The 14639-nt window shown below is 33.7% G+C and carries 14 protein-coding genes; 4 read left to right on the top strand and 10 right to left on the bottom strand.

Going from position 1 to position 14639, the window contains the following annotated elements:
- Positions 1-8: 8 nt before the first annotated feature.
- From ACE3PD_RS09585 to ACE3PD_RS09565, 5 genes are all read right to left on the bottom strand, one after another.
- On the bottom strand, positions 9-2246 hold the full coding sequence (locus ACE3PD_RS09585) for a cation:proton antiporter (protein WP_374401863.1): 2238 nt from the start codon (positions 2244-2246) through the stop codon (positions 9-11).
- 92 nt (positions 2247-2338) lie between these two features.
- On the bottom strand, positions 2339-3682 hold the full coding sequence (gene purB / locus ACE3PD_RS09580; RefSeq protein ID WP_374401860.1) for an adenylosuccinate lyase: 1344 nt from the start codon (positions 3680-3682) through the stop codon (positions 2339-2341).
- 74 nt (positions 3683-3756) lie between these two features.
- A complete protein-coding gene (locus ACE3PD_RS09575) occupies positions 3757-4446 on the bottom strand; it encodes an NAD-dependent deacylase (protein WP_374401858.1) in 690 nt (229 codons plus the stop codon).
- A gap of 52 nt (positions 4447-4498) precedes the next feature.
- Complete coding sequence (locus ACE3PD_RS09570; protein ID WP_374401856.1) at positions 4499-5284, bottom strand: anti-sigma factor domain-containing protein; 786 nt, start codon at positions 5282-5284, stop codon at positions 4499-4501.
- Positions 5277-5807 carry an RNA polymerase sigma factor gene (locus ACE3PD_RS09565; protein WP_374401854.1) on the bottom strand — a complete coding sequence of 177 codons (531 nt, stop codon included), beginning with the start codon at positions 5805-5807 and terminating at the stop codon, positions 5277-5279. The genes ACE3PD_RS09570 and ACE3PD_RS09565 overlap by 8 nt, the downstream gene beginning before the upstream one ends.
- Positions 5808-5862: 55 nt before the next feature.
- On the opposite strand from ACE3PD_RS09565, the gene ACE3PD_RS09560 reads away from it, so the two are divergent.
- The gene (locus tag ACE3PD_RS09560; protein ID WP_374401852.1) at positions 5863-6540 is read left to right on the top strand and encodes a TrmH family RNA methyltransferase; all 678 of its coding nucleotides are present in this window, start codon (positions 5863-5865) and stop codon (positions 6538-6540) included.
- A gap of 1 nt (position 6541) precedes the next feature.
- Here the strand turns inward: ACE3PD_RS09560 and ACE3PD_RS09555 are convergent, their stop codons facing one another.
- Both ACE3PD_RS09555 and ACE3PD_RS09550 read right to left on the bottom strand, forming a co-directional pair.
- Positions 6542-7315, bottom strand: coding sequence for a carboxypeptidase-like regulatory domain-containing protein (locus tag ACE3PD_RS09555; protein WP_374401850.1), 774 nt, complete (start codon positions 7313-7315; stop codon positions 6542-6544).
- An 85-nt stretch (positions 7316-7400) separates the two neighbouring features.
- Positions 7401-9278 (bottom strand): DEAD/DEAH box helicase, encoded by a 1878-nt coding sequence (locus ACE3PD_RS09550; RefSeq protein ID WP_374401848.1) that lies wholly within the window; start codon positions 9276-9278, stop codon positions 7401-7403.
- Between the two features lie 182 nt (positions 9279-9460).
- On the opposite strand from ACE3PD_RS09550, the gene ACE3PD_RS09545 reads away from it, so the two are divergent.
- The gene (locus ACE3PD_RS09545; protein ID WP_374401846.1) at positions 9461-10075 is read left to right on the top strand and encodes a trimeric intracellular cation channel family protein; all 615 of its coding nucleotides are present in this window, start codon (positions 9461-9463) and stop codon (positions 10073-10075) included.
- Here the strand turns inward: ACE3PD_RS09545 and ACE3PD_RS09540 are convergent.
- Positions 10044-10625: a non-canonical purine NTP diphosphatase gene (locus ACE3PD_RS09540; protein WP_374401844.1), complete on the bottom strand. Its 582-nt coding sequence runs from the start codon at positions 10623-10625 to the stop codon at positions 10044-10046. The two genes, ACE3PD_RS09545 and ACE3PD_RS09540, sit on opposite strands and share 32 nt — an antisense overlap.
- 237 nt (positions 10626-10862) lie before the next feature.
- Here ACE3PD_RS09540 and ACE3PD_RS09535 point away from each other — a divergent pair, with 237 nt between their 5' ends.
- Complete coding sequence (locus tag ACE3PD_RS09535) at positions 10863-12125, top strand: aminotransferase class I/II-fold pyridoxal phosphate-dependent enzyme (protein WP_374401842.1); 1263 nt, start codon at positions 10863-10865, stop codon at positions 12123-12125.
- Between the two features lie 46 nt (positions 12126-12171).
- Here ACE3PD_RS09535 and ACE3PD_RS09530 read toward each other — a convergent pair whose 3' ends face one another.
- Positions 12172-13290, bottom strand: a complete 1119-nt coding sequence (locus ACE3PD_RS09530; RefSeq protein WP_374401897.1) for a GTP cyclohydrolase — start codon at positions 13288-13290, stop codon at positions 12172-12174.
- 1 nt (position 13291) lies between these two features.
- On the bottom strand, positions 13292-14260 hold the full coding sequence (locus tag ACE3PD_RS09525) for a transporter (RefSeq protein ID WP_374401840.1): 969 nt from the start codon (positions 14258-14260) through the stop codon (positions 13292-13294).
- Positions 14261-14367: 107 nt separating this feature from the next.
- Between ACE3PD_RS09525 and ACE3PD_RS09520 the strand changes: the two genes are divergently transcribed.
- Complete coding sequence (locus ACE3PD_RS09520) at positions 14368-14622, top strand: DUF4834 domain-containing protein (RefSeq protein ID WP_374401838.1); 255 nt, start codon at positions 14368-14370, stop codon at positions 14620-14622.
- Positions 14623-14639 lie beyond the last annotated feature (17 nt).

Genomic DNA, 14639 nt, shown 5'->3' with positions numbered 1-14639 from the left:
CTAAAAAATTATCCCTTCAAAAACTCATTGATTTTCTTCCTATCACCAGCAATCCATAAAATGTCATCGGATTCTAAAACAAGGTGCGATTCTGGATTTAGAATACGTTTTCCGTTACGTTCGATTCCTACGATGATGCCGTGTGTTTTTTCTCTAATTTGAGATTCTCGGATGCTTTTTCCGATGCAAACACGGTTTTTAAGTTCTAATTGTTGTAAAATGATGTCTTCTTTTTCTGTGGCTTCTGGAGCGTCGATTTCGTGTTTGTCTAAGTAGTTTTTGAATAGTTTTACTTGTTCGTCTGTACCAATTACATTGATTTCGTCACCAGGGAATAAGCGTTCGGTTCTAATTGGAATATTAATCGTAACATCACCACGTTTAATAGAAGCGATATTGATTCCAAATTGCTCTCTAATTTTTAATTCTTCTAAGGTTTTTCCAGCTAAATTGGAAGCTGTAGCAATTTCAAAATCTGCCATGTGTCCATCCCAAGGCGATAACACATTTTGACGTTTGTTGGCTTGTTTTGTAATTTCTCTATCGTTGAAATTTCTCAAGAAATGGCTTTCAATTTTGTTGTAAAACGCATGTAATCTTTTTGGGAATAAGATATAGGAAACGATTCCAATAACTAAGGCAATAATAGCAATTACTGGAGAGAAAAATTCATTCAATACAAATCCCATATAGAAAAGCGAAAGTGCAATTCTAAAGAAAACTAATACGATAATTGGACCTTGATATTTTCTTACTTGCATTAATTCTTGCACTTGTTCTACGGCCACTCTTCTAAGCGATAAAGCCCATAAAAAAGGAGATAAAATCACAACTGTTATTAATGCTGCGATAGCATTTCCAAAGCGCGAATCTTCCACCAATGGCAGAATATATTTCGACGAAAGTAAAATAATCGCCACAATAATAATCGAGTGAATAATTACCTGAGTCAAGTAGGCGCGAAGTACAATTTGCCATGTACTAACCGATTTAATTGCTTCGGTATTGGCGCTGTAGCGTTCTATTTTTTTCACCCAACGTCTTGGTAGTTTTTTCTCTAAATATGATGAAAATGGTGTTGAAAATTTCACCATGAAAGGCGTTGTAAAGGTGGTGATGGCTGAAACAGCTACCACAATTGGATATAAGAAATCGCTTGTTACATTTAACGTCATTCCTAAAGTTGCAATGATGAACGAAAACTCGCCAATTTGCGATAAACTCATTCCGGTTTGAATGGATTGTTTCAACGGTTGTCCCGAAAATAATGCGCCAATGGTAGCACTTAATGATTGTCCTAAGATAACAACCAACGTTAAAATAGCTACAGGAAATCCGTATTTTACTAACATTTCAGGATCTATCAACATACCGACCGATACGAAGAAAACGGCACCAAATAAATCTTTTACAGGTTTTACCAAATGTTCAATGTGTTCGGCTTGTGTGGTTTCGGCAATAATAGAACCCATGATAAAAGCACCAAGAGCAGGAGAGAAGCCTACGTTTGCAGCGAATAAAACCATTAATAGACATAATGCTAGCGAAATAATCAACAACATTTCGTCAGTTAAAAGATGTTTGGCTTTTTTTAGTAATGTTGGAATGAAGAAAATCCCTGCTACAAACCAAATTGTCAAAAAGAAAACTAGTTTTAATACTGATTGTAACAATTCAGTTCCTGAAAATTGTTGACTTACCGCAACGGTTGATAATAAAACCATCATTAAAATGGCTAAAATATCTTGTACAATCAACGCTCCGATTACATTTCCAGCGAATTTTTGTGTTTTTACTCCAAGTTCGTCAAAAGTTTTTAAGATAATGGTTGTGGAAGAAATGGATAAAATAACGCCTAAAAACAAACTGTTCATTTTGCCCCAATCCATTAGTTGTCCTACGAAATAACCCAAGGCTACCATTGAGATGATTTGGGTTAAAGCGGTTATGGAAGCTGTTCCGCCGACTTTCATTAGTTTCTTGAAACTAAATTCGAGTCCAAGACTAAACAAGAGGAAAATAACTCCAATTTCTGCCCAAACCTTTACACTATTCATGTCTTTAACTGTTGGGAAGAAATCTGATTCGCTACCAGCTAAAAATCCAGCTACTAAATAACCTAAAACGAGCGGTTGTTTTAATAGTCTAAAAATTAGCACTGCTATGGCTGCTGTTACAAGAATTAATCCTAGATCGCTAATTAAATCAGGAATGTGTAAGGTGGTTGAGGAAAGAAATATTGGCATATATTTGAATTTTGACTAAAGTAAAAAAAAATCTGCTTTTACCAAAATGATAAAAGCAGATTTGTTATAAATATGATATGCTTATTGAGAGATTAAATCCCCAAATAGTTACTAGGTGTAATTTGCATTAATTCCGCTCTCACTTCTTCAGAAACGTTTAAAGTTCCGATGAAATTATGAATCGCTTCTTTGTTAATTACAGTGTTGGTTCTAGTTAAGTCTTTTAAAGCTTCGTACGGATTTGGATAGCCTTCACGACGTAAAATCGTTTGAATAGCTTCTGCAACTACCGCCCAGTTTTTCTCTAAATCTTCTGCGAATTTGTCTTCGTTTAACAACAATTTGTTCAATCCTTTTAAAGTAGCTTCAAAGGCAATTAAAGTGTGTCCCATTGGTACGCCAATATTACGTAAAACCGTACTATCTGTTAAATCGCGTTGCAATCTTGATATAGGTAATTTTGCTGAAAGATGTTCGAAAATTGCATTGGCAATCCCTAAATTTCCTTCCGAATTTTCAAAATCGATTGGGTTTACTTTATGTGGCATGGCAGAAGAACCAATTTCCCCTGCTTTGATTTTTTGTTTGAAATAATCCATTGAAACATAGGTCCAAATGTCTCTGTCTAAATCGATTAAAATCGTATTAATGCGTTTTAAAGCATCAAAAAAGGCTGCAAAATGGTCGTAATGTTCAATTTGTGTCGTTGGGAATGAATGGTGTAGCCCTAAACTGTTTTCTACGAAATCAGTTCCAAATTTTCTCCAATCCGTGTTTGGATACGCTACTTTGTGTGCGTTGTAATTTCCAGTTGCGCCACCAAATTTAGCTGCAAACGGAACATTGAATAACAAACGCATTTGCTCTTCTAAACGCTCTACGAAAACTAAAATTTCTTTTCCTAAGCGAGTAGGAGAGGCTGGTTGACCGTGTGTTCTGGCTAACATTGGAACGTCTTTCCATTCCATTGCTAATTCTTTTAATTTTGCAATTACGCTTACTAAACCTGGTAAATATACATTTTCAAACGCTTCTTTTGTCGAAAGAGGAATTGCGGTATTGTTGATATCTTGAGAAGTCAATCCGAAATGGATAAACTCTTTGTATTCTTGTAATCCTAAACCGTCGAATTTCGATTTGATGAAATATTCCACCGCTTTTACATCGTGATTCGTTGTTTTTTCGGTTTCTTTAATCCAAAGGGCATCTTCGGTAGAAAAGTTTTTGTAAATGGCTCTTAAAGAATCGTAAATCGATTTGTCAATTTTGGCTAATTGAGGTACATCAGCTTCGCGCAAAGCAATAAAATATTCAACCTCTACCAAAACGCGGTATTTAATTAAGGCTTCTTCAGAAAAATAAGGAGATAATGAAATAGTTTTGCTTCTATAACGACCATCAATTGGCGAAATAGCATTTAATTCTGTTAATTGCATTTTGTTGTGTGTTGTTTAAAGAAGTGCAAATTTAGTAATTAGTGATTAGTTATGAGTAATTAGTTTCGAGTTTTTTACTTTAAATTTAAAAGTTCTTCTTTTATAATTTTCATTCCTTCAACGGCGGTTAGTGGTAATACTTTCAACTCATTTGGCAAATCATAAATGGTAGCTGGATTTGGATCGATGTAATAAACTGGGACGTTTTGGTTCACATAATTCATCAATCCAGCGGCAGGATAGACTTGTAATGAAGTTCCGATGATAATTAAAATATCAGCCGTTTCTACTACATCAATAGCGTGTTCAATCATCGGAACATCCTCGCCAAACCAAACAATATGAGGTCGTAATTGGTTGCCTTCTAAATCATAATCGCCCAGATTTAAATCTTGTTTCCAATCGATTACAAAGTCTTCGTTTGAAATGCTTCGCACTTTTAATAATTCGCCATGTAGATGAATCACTTTGTTGCTACCTGCTCTTTCGTGTAAGTCGTCAACGTTTTGGGTTATGATGTGAATGTCGAAATGTGCTTCTAATTCGGCTAGAATTTCGTGAGCTTTGTTGGGTATAACTGTTAAAAGTTGTGCTCTTCTTTTGTTGTAAAAGTCCAATACTAATTCGGCATTTTTCTTCCAACCCAATGGTGAAGCTACTTCCATAATATCATGGCCTTCCCACAAGCCATCTGCATCTCGGAATGTTTTGATTCCGCTTTCGGCACTAATTCCAGCACCTGTTAGTACTACAATTTTTTTCATTTTTCTTTTGCAATTTTAAAAAACAAATGCGCCATAAAGACGCATTTGAATATTATACTTTTCCTAAGGTATAGAGTTGTTCCATTGTTGGACCAGCGCTTCCGCCAGCTGGTTCTAATGTAATTCCGAAAGCTTGTGCTTCATTTGCGTTTTCTACTTTAATTACTTTTGTAGAACTTGTAGCATACGAATCAAGCAATCCAATACTTGTAGGTGTTAAAACAGGTTCTAATTTTAACGCCCAAACTTGGTACACCATTCCTTCTGGAGGAGTTGGTAAACCAGAAGCATCGATGTATACTTCTTTTGTGTTTTTGTTGTAATAGGCTTTTGCATAAGCATTTGGAGCTACTTGTTGTCCTGCTAAAGCTACTGCAATGTTACTTGTATCTCTTAAAATAGCTAAAACTTCTTCTGATTCTTTTTTCTTCAATTCTAAATCTACAACCGATTCTTGTAATAAGTCTTTCTGATTAGAAACGTTATTTAAGGTTTCGTTCGTTTGATTTAATTTATAAAATTGAAGTCCGAAACCAACCACTAATACTGCCGCAGCAACCCAACCTGTATATTGTGACCAATTTGAACGTGGTTTCATAGTTACGACTTTATTTCTTCCTAATAACTCGGCTCTAATTTTTTCGTAATTCGTTGCCGATAAATGAGGTGCTACACTATGTGATAAATTAATGACTGCTGCTTCAATAGCCTTAATTTCCTCTCTCACTTCAGGATATTGTGATGCCATTTGGTTAACTTCCGCAATTTCTTCTTCGGAAAGTTTTCCAAATACATACAATTCTAAAATTCCTGATTCTATATATTCTCTACTATTCATTTATCATTAGTCTTAATTCATTCATACAATTTCTATTCTGAGTTTTTACAGTTCCTAATGGAATTTCTAACTCTTCCGATGCTTCTTGCTGTGTATATCCTTTAAAAAACAATAAATCGATTAATTGTATACACTTGGGTTTCAATTTTTTGATGAATTCTTTAATTCCTATCGCATCTATTTTATTGATTGTCTTCGCATTGTCATCTAACAGATGTACGAAATTATCAGCCGATAAGTTTTTCTGGCTATTGTTAAAGTTTTTAGAACGTAATTTATCGATAGAAGTATTACGGGCAATATTCAACATCCAAGTGTAAAGTCGGCCTTTAGAGGTGTTGTACGTATCAATATTTTTCCAAATTTTAACAAATACTTCTTGAAGTACGTCTTCGGCTTCTTCTTTGTCTTTGATTAAATTGAAAATAATGCCATATAAACTCTTGGCATAATTGTCATAAAGTAGTGTAAATGACCTATCGTCTTTTTTGAGTAATAGGGGTAAAAGTTCTTCTTGAGTCATGCAGTTTTCTTTTTTTTGTCTAAAATAATAAAAAAAGTAGTATTATTTTTGCCTTATGGAGAAATTTAATCAAGAGTTGTTAACATATTTAGAAGGTTTTCTTACTGAGAATAGAAAAGAAGGCTTTTTACGTGTTTTAAAAAATAGAACTAAGCATTTTACCATTGCGATGGAGGATGTATATCAATTACATAACACTAGCGCGGTAATGCGTAGTTGTGAAGTTTTTGGAGTACAAGAATTGAATGTTATTGAACAAAAATTTGGAAAGCGAATCGATTCCGAAATTGCTATGGGCGCTCAAAAATGGGTTGATGTGAATCGATTCAACACCGTTCAAAGCTGTATTGATGCAAAGAGAGCACAAGGATATCAAATTATTGCTACAACACCTCATAATGATTCGTGTATGTTGCATGAATTTGATATTACAAAACCAGCAGCAATATTTTTCGGAACCGAAAAAAACGGACTTTCGGAAGAAGTGATTGAACAAGCGGATGGATTTATCAAAATTCCTATGGTGGGTTACACTGAAAGTTTGAATATTTCGGTTTCTGCTGCTATTATTATTCAAGATATTACAACTCGATTACGACAGTCTAATATTTATTGGCAATTGACAGAAGAAGAAGTTTTAGAAAAGCGTTTAGATTGGACTCGAAAATCGATAAAAGATATTGAGTTTATCGAAAAGAAGTTTTACGAAATCAAAGAAAGCGCAGTAAAATAGACTATTTGTTCTTTTTCAATATTTTGTAGTCTTCGTAACAAGCACTTATGGCATCCATTATTTGCAAATCGTTTGCTGTTTGAATAAAATATTCAGAATAATTACAGTTTTGAAGTATTAAAGGAATGTCATCTTTACTTATTTCTAGAAGCGCAGCTAGTGTTTCTCTATCAAATTTCGTTGCTAAAAGATTTCGAACGGTATCGTCTTTTTTCATTTCTTTCAGCTTTTTCATTTCTTTTGGACGTTTTCCAAAGATATTATACAAAAAATCGGCTGGATTTGAAATTGAACCCAATACTTTAGCAATAGCTCCAGGTCGGTAAGTTCCAGCTTCGTAACCAGCTTTTAATCCGGAAATGCTATATCGATAAGAATCATCAGCAACAGGAATTAACTTTGTATCAACATCGACATAACCAGTAAGATTGTATTTAGCCACTACTACTTCGTCTAAAACATAGGTTTTTTCGCTTAGATAAATTTTGGTTGGATTTTGTTTGATCCAGTCATTCGTTACTTTTACTTTGACATTTTCGTAACCAATGTAAGTGAATAAAATCGTATCGTTTACTTTAGCTTCAATTTCGAAAGTACCACTTGGTGATGTAACGGTTCCTTTTACACGAGATGCATTGATAACGTGAACATTACCCATGGGGAGTTTTGTTTCGTTATGAATAACAGTTCCCTTTATGTTAGTCACAAGGGTATCGTTTTGTGAAAAACAAATTGGTGAAATGAGTAAAAAAAGAAAAACTACAAAATATTTCATCCTTCAAATATTGATTCAAAAATACGAATCTAAAGATGATATTTTGTAGTTTTTTATAAATTTATAAGAAAATTAACGAAAATCGTTAGTTTCTTCTTGGTCTTCTTGGTCTAGAAGTATCTCCAGCGCTTTCAGCACGTCTCGGAGCTCTATCAGAAAATCCACCTTCTCTTCTTGGAGCAGAACTACTTCTTTCTCCTCTAAAACCACCTTCTTTTCTAGATGAACCTCTATCGCTTCTGAAACCTCCGTCTCTTCCGCCTTCTCTTCTTGGAGCCGAGCCGCTTCTTTCACCTCTAAATCCGCCTTCACGTCTTCCGCCACCCGAATTTCTTCCGTTGTGATCGCGTCTTCCGCCACCGTCGTTTTTAGAAATTTCAACGTTGATTCTTCTTCCGTTCATGTCATATCCGTTAAGAACAGACATTACTTTGTCAGTATGCTCACCATCGGTATTAAAGAAAGAGAAACCTTCTTTTACGTCTACTTTAAATACGTCATCACGACCTAAATCTAAAGTTTCTTTGATGAAGTCTTTTAATTGCATCCAATCGAAATCATCTCTTGCTCCAATGTTGATGAAATAACGAACTGGATCACCTGCTCTAATTTCTCTTGGCTCAGAACTTCTTTCACTTCTTTCAGATGAAATATCACGTTTTTTCTTGTAGTAATTTAAGAATCTATTGAATTCAACAGATACCATTCGTTTAATCAATTCTTCTTTTGATAAATCTTGGAAAACTTCATAAATGGCAGGCAAATAGTTATCAATTTCGTGGTCTATTTCAGCGTCGTGAATTTTGTTTGCTAAATGCAATAATTGAATTTCACAGATTTCAATTCCAGATGGGATTGTTTTTTCTTCGAATTTTTGTTGGATAATTCGTTCGATAGAATGAATTTTTCTCAATTCACTTTTCGTAACGATTACAATTGAAGTTCCTAATTTCCCAGCTCTACCTGTTCTTCCCGAACGGTGATTGTAGGTTTCAATTTCGTCTGGTAATTGATAATTTACTACGTGTGTAACATTATCCACGTCAATTCCACGAGCCGCAACATCAGTAGCAACTAACATTTGAATTTGACGACCACGGAATGATTTCATTACGCCATCACGTTGTGCTTGCGATAAATCTCCGTGTAAAGCCGCTGCGTTATAGCCATCTTCGATTAATTTTTCAGCAACTGCTTGCGTATCACGTTTTGTTCTACAAAAAACTACTGAGAAAATGTCTGGATTAGCATCAGCTAAACGTTTTAAAGCTTCGTAACGGTCTCTTGCGTTTACTACATAATATTCGTGAGAAACGGTAGCCGAACCTGAATTTTTATGTCCAACCGTAATTTCTTCTGGGTTTGACATGAATTTTTTTGCAATACGCGCTACTTCAGCAGGCATTGTTGCAGAGAATAACCAAGTGTTTTTCTCGTCTGGTGTGTCCGATAAAATGGAACAAATATCTTCGTAGAATCCCATGTTTAACATCTCATCTGCCTCATCTAAGATACAAAAATCGATGTTTTTAATGTTTACAAGACCTCTGTTAATCATGTCTTGCATTCTACCTGGTGTAGCTACAATAATTTGTGCTCCACGTTTCACTTCTCTAGCTTGTTCTGTAATGCTTGCACCACCATAAACAGCTACGGTATGTAAACCTTTAATGTACTTAGAGTACAATTTAATTTCGTTGGTGATTTGTAAGCATAACTCACGCGTTGGCGATAAAATTAATGCTTGAGTATTTTTGTTTTCAGCATCAATTTTTTGAATTAGTGGAAAACCAAAAGCTGCGGTTTTTCCTGTTCCTGTTTGCGCTAAGGCTACTAAGTCTGTGTTTTGTTCCAATAGTACTGGAATCGCTTTTTCTTGGACTTCTGACGGATTCTCAAATCCTAGATCTTTAATCGCCCGCAGTAGCGACTCATTCAATCCTAATTGTTCAAATTTATTCATATATTATTTTAAATTGGGTGCAAAGGTACGCTTTAAAAGTTAGATTAACTAATTTGTTACTAATTGATTTTCAATTTGTTATGTTTTTAGTCTTTTCACAGACTTTATAAAATATATTTTATAGTTAAATTTGAAATAGAAAAAATGACAAAATGAAGTACTTTTGTAAGAAATGATTCGATATGTTTGAACTATTAGATGTCACAGGAACTTTAGTGTTTGCTATTTCAGGAGCTTTGACTGCTATTTATAAGAAATTAGACTTGTTTGGGGTTTACTGTATTGCTTTTGTAACGGCTTTAGGAGGCGGAACAGTTCGTGATGTTATGATAGGAAGAACTCCTGTTGGCTGGATGTTAGATATCGATTATGTTTATATCATTACTATAGGTTTTCTACTTTCTATAATATTCAATCGGTATTTAGAGCGTTTACGAATTTCGATGTTATTGTTTGACACCATTGGATTAGGTGTTTTTACTTTAATAGGTTTGGAAAAAGGAATAGAGTATGGATTGAATCCTGTTGTTTGTGTTATTTTAGGAACTTTGACAGCGACTTTTGGTGGAGTAATTCGCGATATTTTATGTAATGAAATTCCGGTTTTGTTTCGAAAGGAAATTTATGCTACACTTTGTATTGCAGGTGGAATTTTATTCTTCTTATTACAAGAGTTGAAATTATCAGATGATATTATATCACCGATAGTAGCGGTTTTTATTATTACATTCCGATTAATTGCTTTTAAATATAACTGGAGTTTACCTACAGGGTCTGTTTTTGCAAGAAAAGAATAAGTTCTTTTACGGCAATTCCTCTATGGCTAATGGTTGATTTTTCTTCCATGCTTAATTCAGCAAAGGTTTTTTCATATCCATCAGCAACAAAAATTGGGTCATAGCCAAAACCGTTGGTTCCAATTTTTTCTTCAATGATTTTTCCATTGATGATTCCGGTAAATAAGTTTTGCTTCCCGTTAAGGTTTAAAGCTATAACTGTTTTGAAATTTGCTTTTCGATTCGATTTATCTTCCAATTCCGATAAAAGTTTATCCATATTATCATTGGCATCTTTTTGTTCGCCTGCATAACGAGCGGAATACACTCCAGGAGCACCATTTAAAGCATCAACTTCTAAACCGGTGTCATCTGCAAAGCAATTATAACCATATTTTTCGGTAACGTAATTGGCTTTTAAAATAGCATTTCCTTCAATGGTATCAGCAGTTTCTGGAATGTCTTCAGTACAACCAATTTCTTCTAAACTTACAATTTGAATAGTATTGGGAACTAAAGCTTGAATTTCCTGAATTTTATTTTTGTTGTTGGATGCGAATACGAGTTTCATGAAAAATGATTTAAAAAGCAAAGATACGAAATGTATAAAAAGCAAAAAGTCGAGGTGGAGCCCCCGACTTTTAAGGTGAACGTGTAACCACATTTCTGTGTCGTTCGTTGCAAATGTAAGTTCATTTCTGCAATAAACAAGTTTTTTTTGAATTTAATTTAAAAAGTTGCTCGGAATCATTTAATAAAAACTTTTTTCTTTATACTTTTGCTTCGTTTTAAACACCTATTATATATCATGGTAAAAGATTTATTCGAAAGAATTCAAAACAATAAAGGTCCGTTAGGAAAATGGGCATCTCAAGCAGAAGGATATTATGTATTTCCTAAATTAGAAGGTGATTTAGGTCCAAGGATGATGTTCCACGGAAAGAAAATCTTAAACTGGAGTATCAACGATTATTTAGGTTTAGCCAATCATCCAGAGGTTAGAAAAGCTGACGAAGAAGCAGCAAAACAATATGGAGCAGCTTACCCAATGGGAGCTCGTATGATGAGTGGTCATACTAATTATCACGAACAATTAGAAAAAGAATTGGCTGAATTTGTAATGAAAGAATCAGCTTATTTGTTAAACTTTGGTTACCAAGGAATGGTATCTATTATTGATGCTTTGGTTTCTAAAAATGATATCATTGTATATGATGTAGATTCTCATGCGTGTATCATCGATGGTGTACGTTTACACATGGGAAAACGTTTCACTTACAAACACAATGATTTAGAAAGTATGGAGAAAAACCTTCAGAGAGCTACTAAAATGGCTGAAGAAACTGGAGGAGGAATTTTATTCATTACAGAAGGTGTTTTCGGAATGAGAGGTCAACAAGGAAAATTGAAAGAAATTGTTGCCTTGAAAGAAAAATACAACTTCCGTTTGTTAGTTGACGATGCGCATGGTTTCGGAACACTTGGTAAAACAGGTGCTGGAGCAGGAGAGGAGCAAGGCTGTCAAGACGGAATAGATGTGTATTTTTCAACTTTTGCTAAATCAATGGCTAATATTGGAGCTTTTGTAGCAGCTGATAAAGATGTAATTGATTATTTAAAATACAACTTACGTTCGCAAATGTTTGCAAAAGCATTGCCGATGATTCAAACTATTGGCTCTTTAAAGCGTTTAGAGTTATTGCGTAATTCATCTGAAATTAAAGATAAATTATGGGTAAACGTAAATGCATTACAAAACGGATTAAAAGAAAGAGGTTTTAATATTGGTGATACGAATACATGTATTACACCTGTATATTTAGAAGGTTCTATTCCTGAAGCAATGGTTATGGTAAATGACTTACGTGAAAACTATGGAATTTTCCTTTCTATTGTAGTATATCCTGTAATTCCAAAAGGAATTATCTTATTAAGAATGATTCCTACTGCTTCGCATACTTTAGAAGATATTGCTGAAACTTTAGCAGCTTTTGAAGCTATTCGTGAGAAATTAGAAAATGGAACATATAAGCAAATTGCTGAAGCCAATGTTGTAAACATGGAACAATAAAATTAATTTGCATAGATAGTAAAGCCTTTCGTATGAAAGGCTTTTTTTATATGTTTTTACTAAAAGTACATCTTCTTTTGTTAATTCTAGAATTAAAGTTTTTCCATAAGTTATGCATGGCGTGATTTTCTTCTAATTCTGGAGTTCTAATGCAAGTTGTAATATTTTTAGCTTTAAATACTTTATAATATTCTTCAAAAATTACAGCAGTAATTCCTTTATTTTGATATTCAGGCAGTACACCAATCAAATAAAAAACGACTTCTTTTGAGTTCTTTTTAGCTTTAAGCAAATGCCACCATCCAAAAGGAAATAACTTCCCATTAGCTTTTTGAAGAGCATCTGCAAAATTTGGCATTACAATAGTAAATGCAATCATTTTATCGTTTTCATCCATTATAAACTTAATATATTCTGGATTGATAAAACTAATGTGTTTTTTCTTTATATAATCAATTTGTTCTTGAGAAACCGCTACAAATGATTGTAATTTAGCATATGTTTCATTAAACAATTCAAACATTTGGTCTACATAAGGCATAATTTCAGAAGTCGAGGTAAAATTAAGTGTTTTTAATTTGTATCGATCCTGTATCATTTTGCTAGCTCTCAAAAAAGGTTCTGGATTTACATCAAAAAATGAAAAAACACTTTCTTGATATTCTTTTTCTACACTTAAACCTAATTGTTTGAAGTGTTCTTGGTAGTAAGGTTTACTGTACCAAGTTATCATGTTTCCTTTTTCGTTAAAACCTTCAGTAAGCGCACCAACTTTATCCAAATTAGAAAATCCAATCGGGCCTTCCATTTGTGTCAAACCGTGTTTTTTTCCTAATTCTTCTACTTTTGCTAAAAGCGCTTTGGTAACCTCTATGTCATCAATTGCATCAAACCATCCAAATCGTACTTTTTGTTTCCCAAGTAAATTAACTTCATCCCAATTGATAATTGCGGCTAATTTTCCAACAATTTTATTGTCTTTGTATGCCAAAAATAAATGACATTCCGCTTTTAAGAGGGAAGGATTTTTAGTTTTGTCAAAAGTTTCCATTTCTTCACTAACTAAAGGGGGAATCCAATTAGTGTTTCCTTTAAAAAGATCAAAAGAAAACAAGACAAAATCTTTTATTTCTTTTTTAGTTAAAGCTTCTTTAATGATAATCATATTATTCAACTGCATCTTTTCTTTTCTTTGCTTCTTTTTCAGATTTCTTTTTTACCTTTTTATCTGTTTTACTTTCAGTTCCTGGTTTTGCCATTTGAACTTCTTCATACTGGTCTGCAAAACGCCATGAAAAACCAATTCCTGCATTTAATAAACCAGGAGTGTCTTTAAGATTTTTACCAATTGAAGCGTCCACTTGCATGTGTTTGTCAAACAAAAAGGCAGCTCCAATTCTGAAAACACCATCGCTGTAATAATCACCCATATAACCTTGATTTTCAATAAAACCCGACCATTGAGCATTAAATCCTCTAGTTAAGGTAAGGATATAGTTGATACTAGCGAAATCAGTTCCTATTTTATCGTAAGTTAAGTTCGTCACTAAAACCCATCTTCCTCCAAAATGATTTTGAGCAATTGCTGTTACTTTTGGACTAAAGCTAGGCTCTTTTATATTTGCCGGAGCATAATTAAAAGGAGTATCACCCACATTGAAATTTGCTCCAGCATACATTGAAAAAGCCGGAATAAATTGTCTCCATTTGAATTTTTTGTTGGCTTTCCAACTGTAAATGTTTTCTTTTTCTACATAATTTTTAAAGGGATCGTAAATTAAATATTTCGCTCCTAATGTCAATTGTTTGAAACCATTTCTTTTCTCTTCAAAATTACCAACGGTAAGTTTATCGCTCTGATATTGAATATCTGCAATAACTTCTAATTCTTCTTTCCAAACACCGTAGCGAATGGCTAATTCTCCGATAAATCCTTTTGCTTGATATCCTAAAAGATCGTGATCTTCTGAAACATAAGTTACGCCCGTTTCGGTTTGAATGATTTTTTTACCAACAGCATAAGCCATCATCGATTTTCCTGGACGATTAGAATTGATTTCATCTGTAAATTGACCATATGAAATTTGCGACATGATGCCGAAAAATAAAATAGAAAGTGTTTGAATTGATTTCATAAAAAATGATTTATGTCCAAAAATAGTTATTTTATCATAATTTTATGAAACAATTTTGAAGTTTTCCCAACCAATATCTGTATTTTTGAATTTTAAAATGTTTATCAATGGAAATGGCTTCTTTTTCAGGTTTTTTAAGAACCTTAGGAATTATAGTTATATTTTATTACTTGTTTAAGTTTGCAGTGCGATTATTTGCTCCAATTTTAATGCAAAAGGCTGTAAACAAGATGCAAGATAAAATGCAAGAACAATACAGACAACAACAAGAACAACAATACAATGCTTCTCAAGCTACGAAAGCAACTCCGAAACCAAAGAAAGAAGTAGGCGAATACATCGATTATGAAGAAGTAAAATAATTTTTTGTTTATCAACT

Source organism: Flavobacterium sp. (assembly GCF_041911335.1).
GTDB lineage: Bacteria > Bacteroidota > Bacteroidia > Flavobacteriales > Flavobacteriaceae > Flavobacterium.
This window is presented reverse-complemented; position numbering and strand designations above follow the sequence as displayed.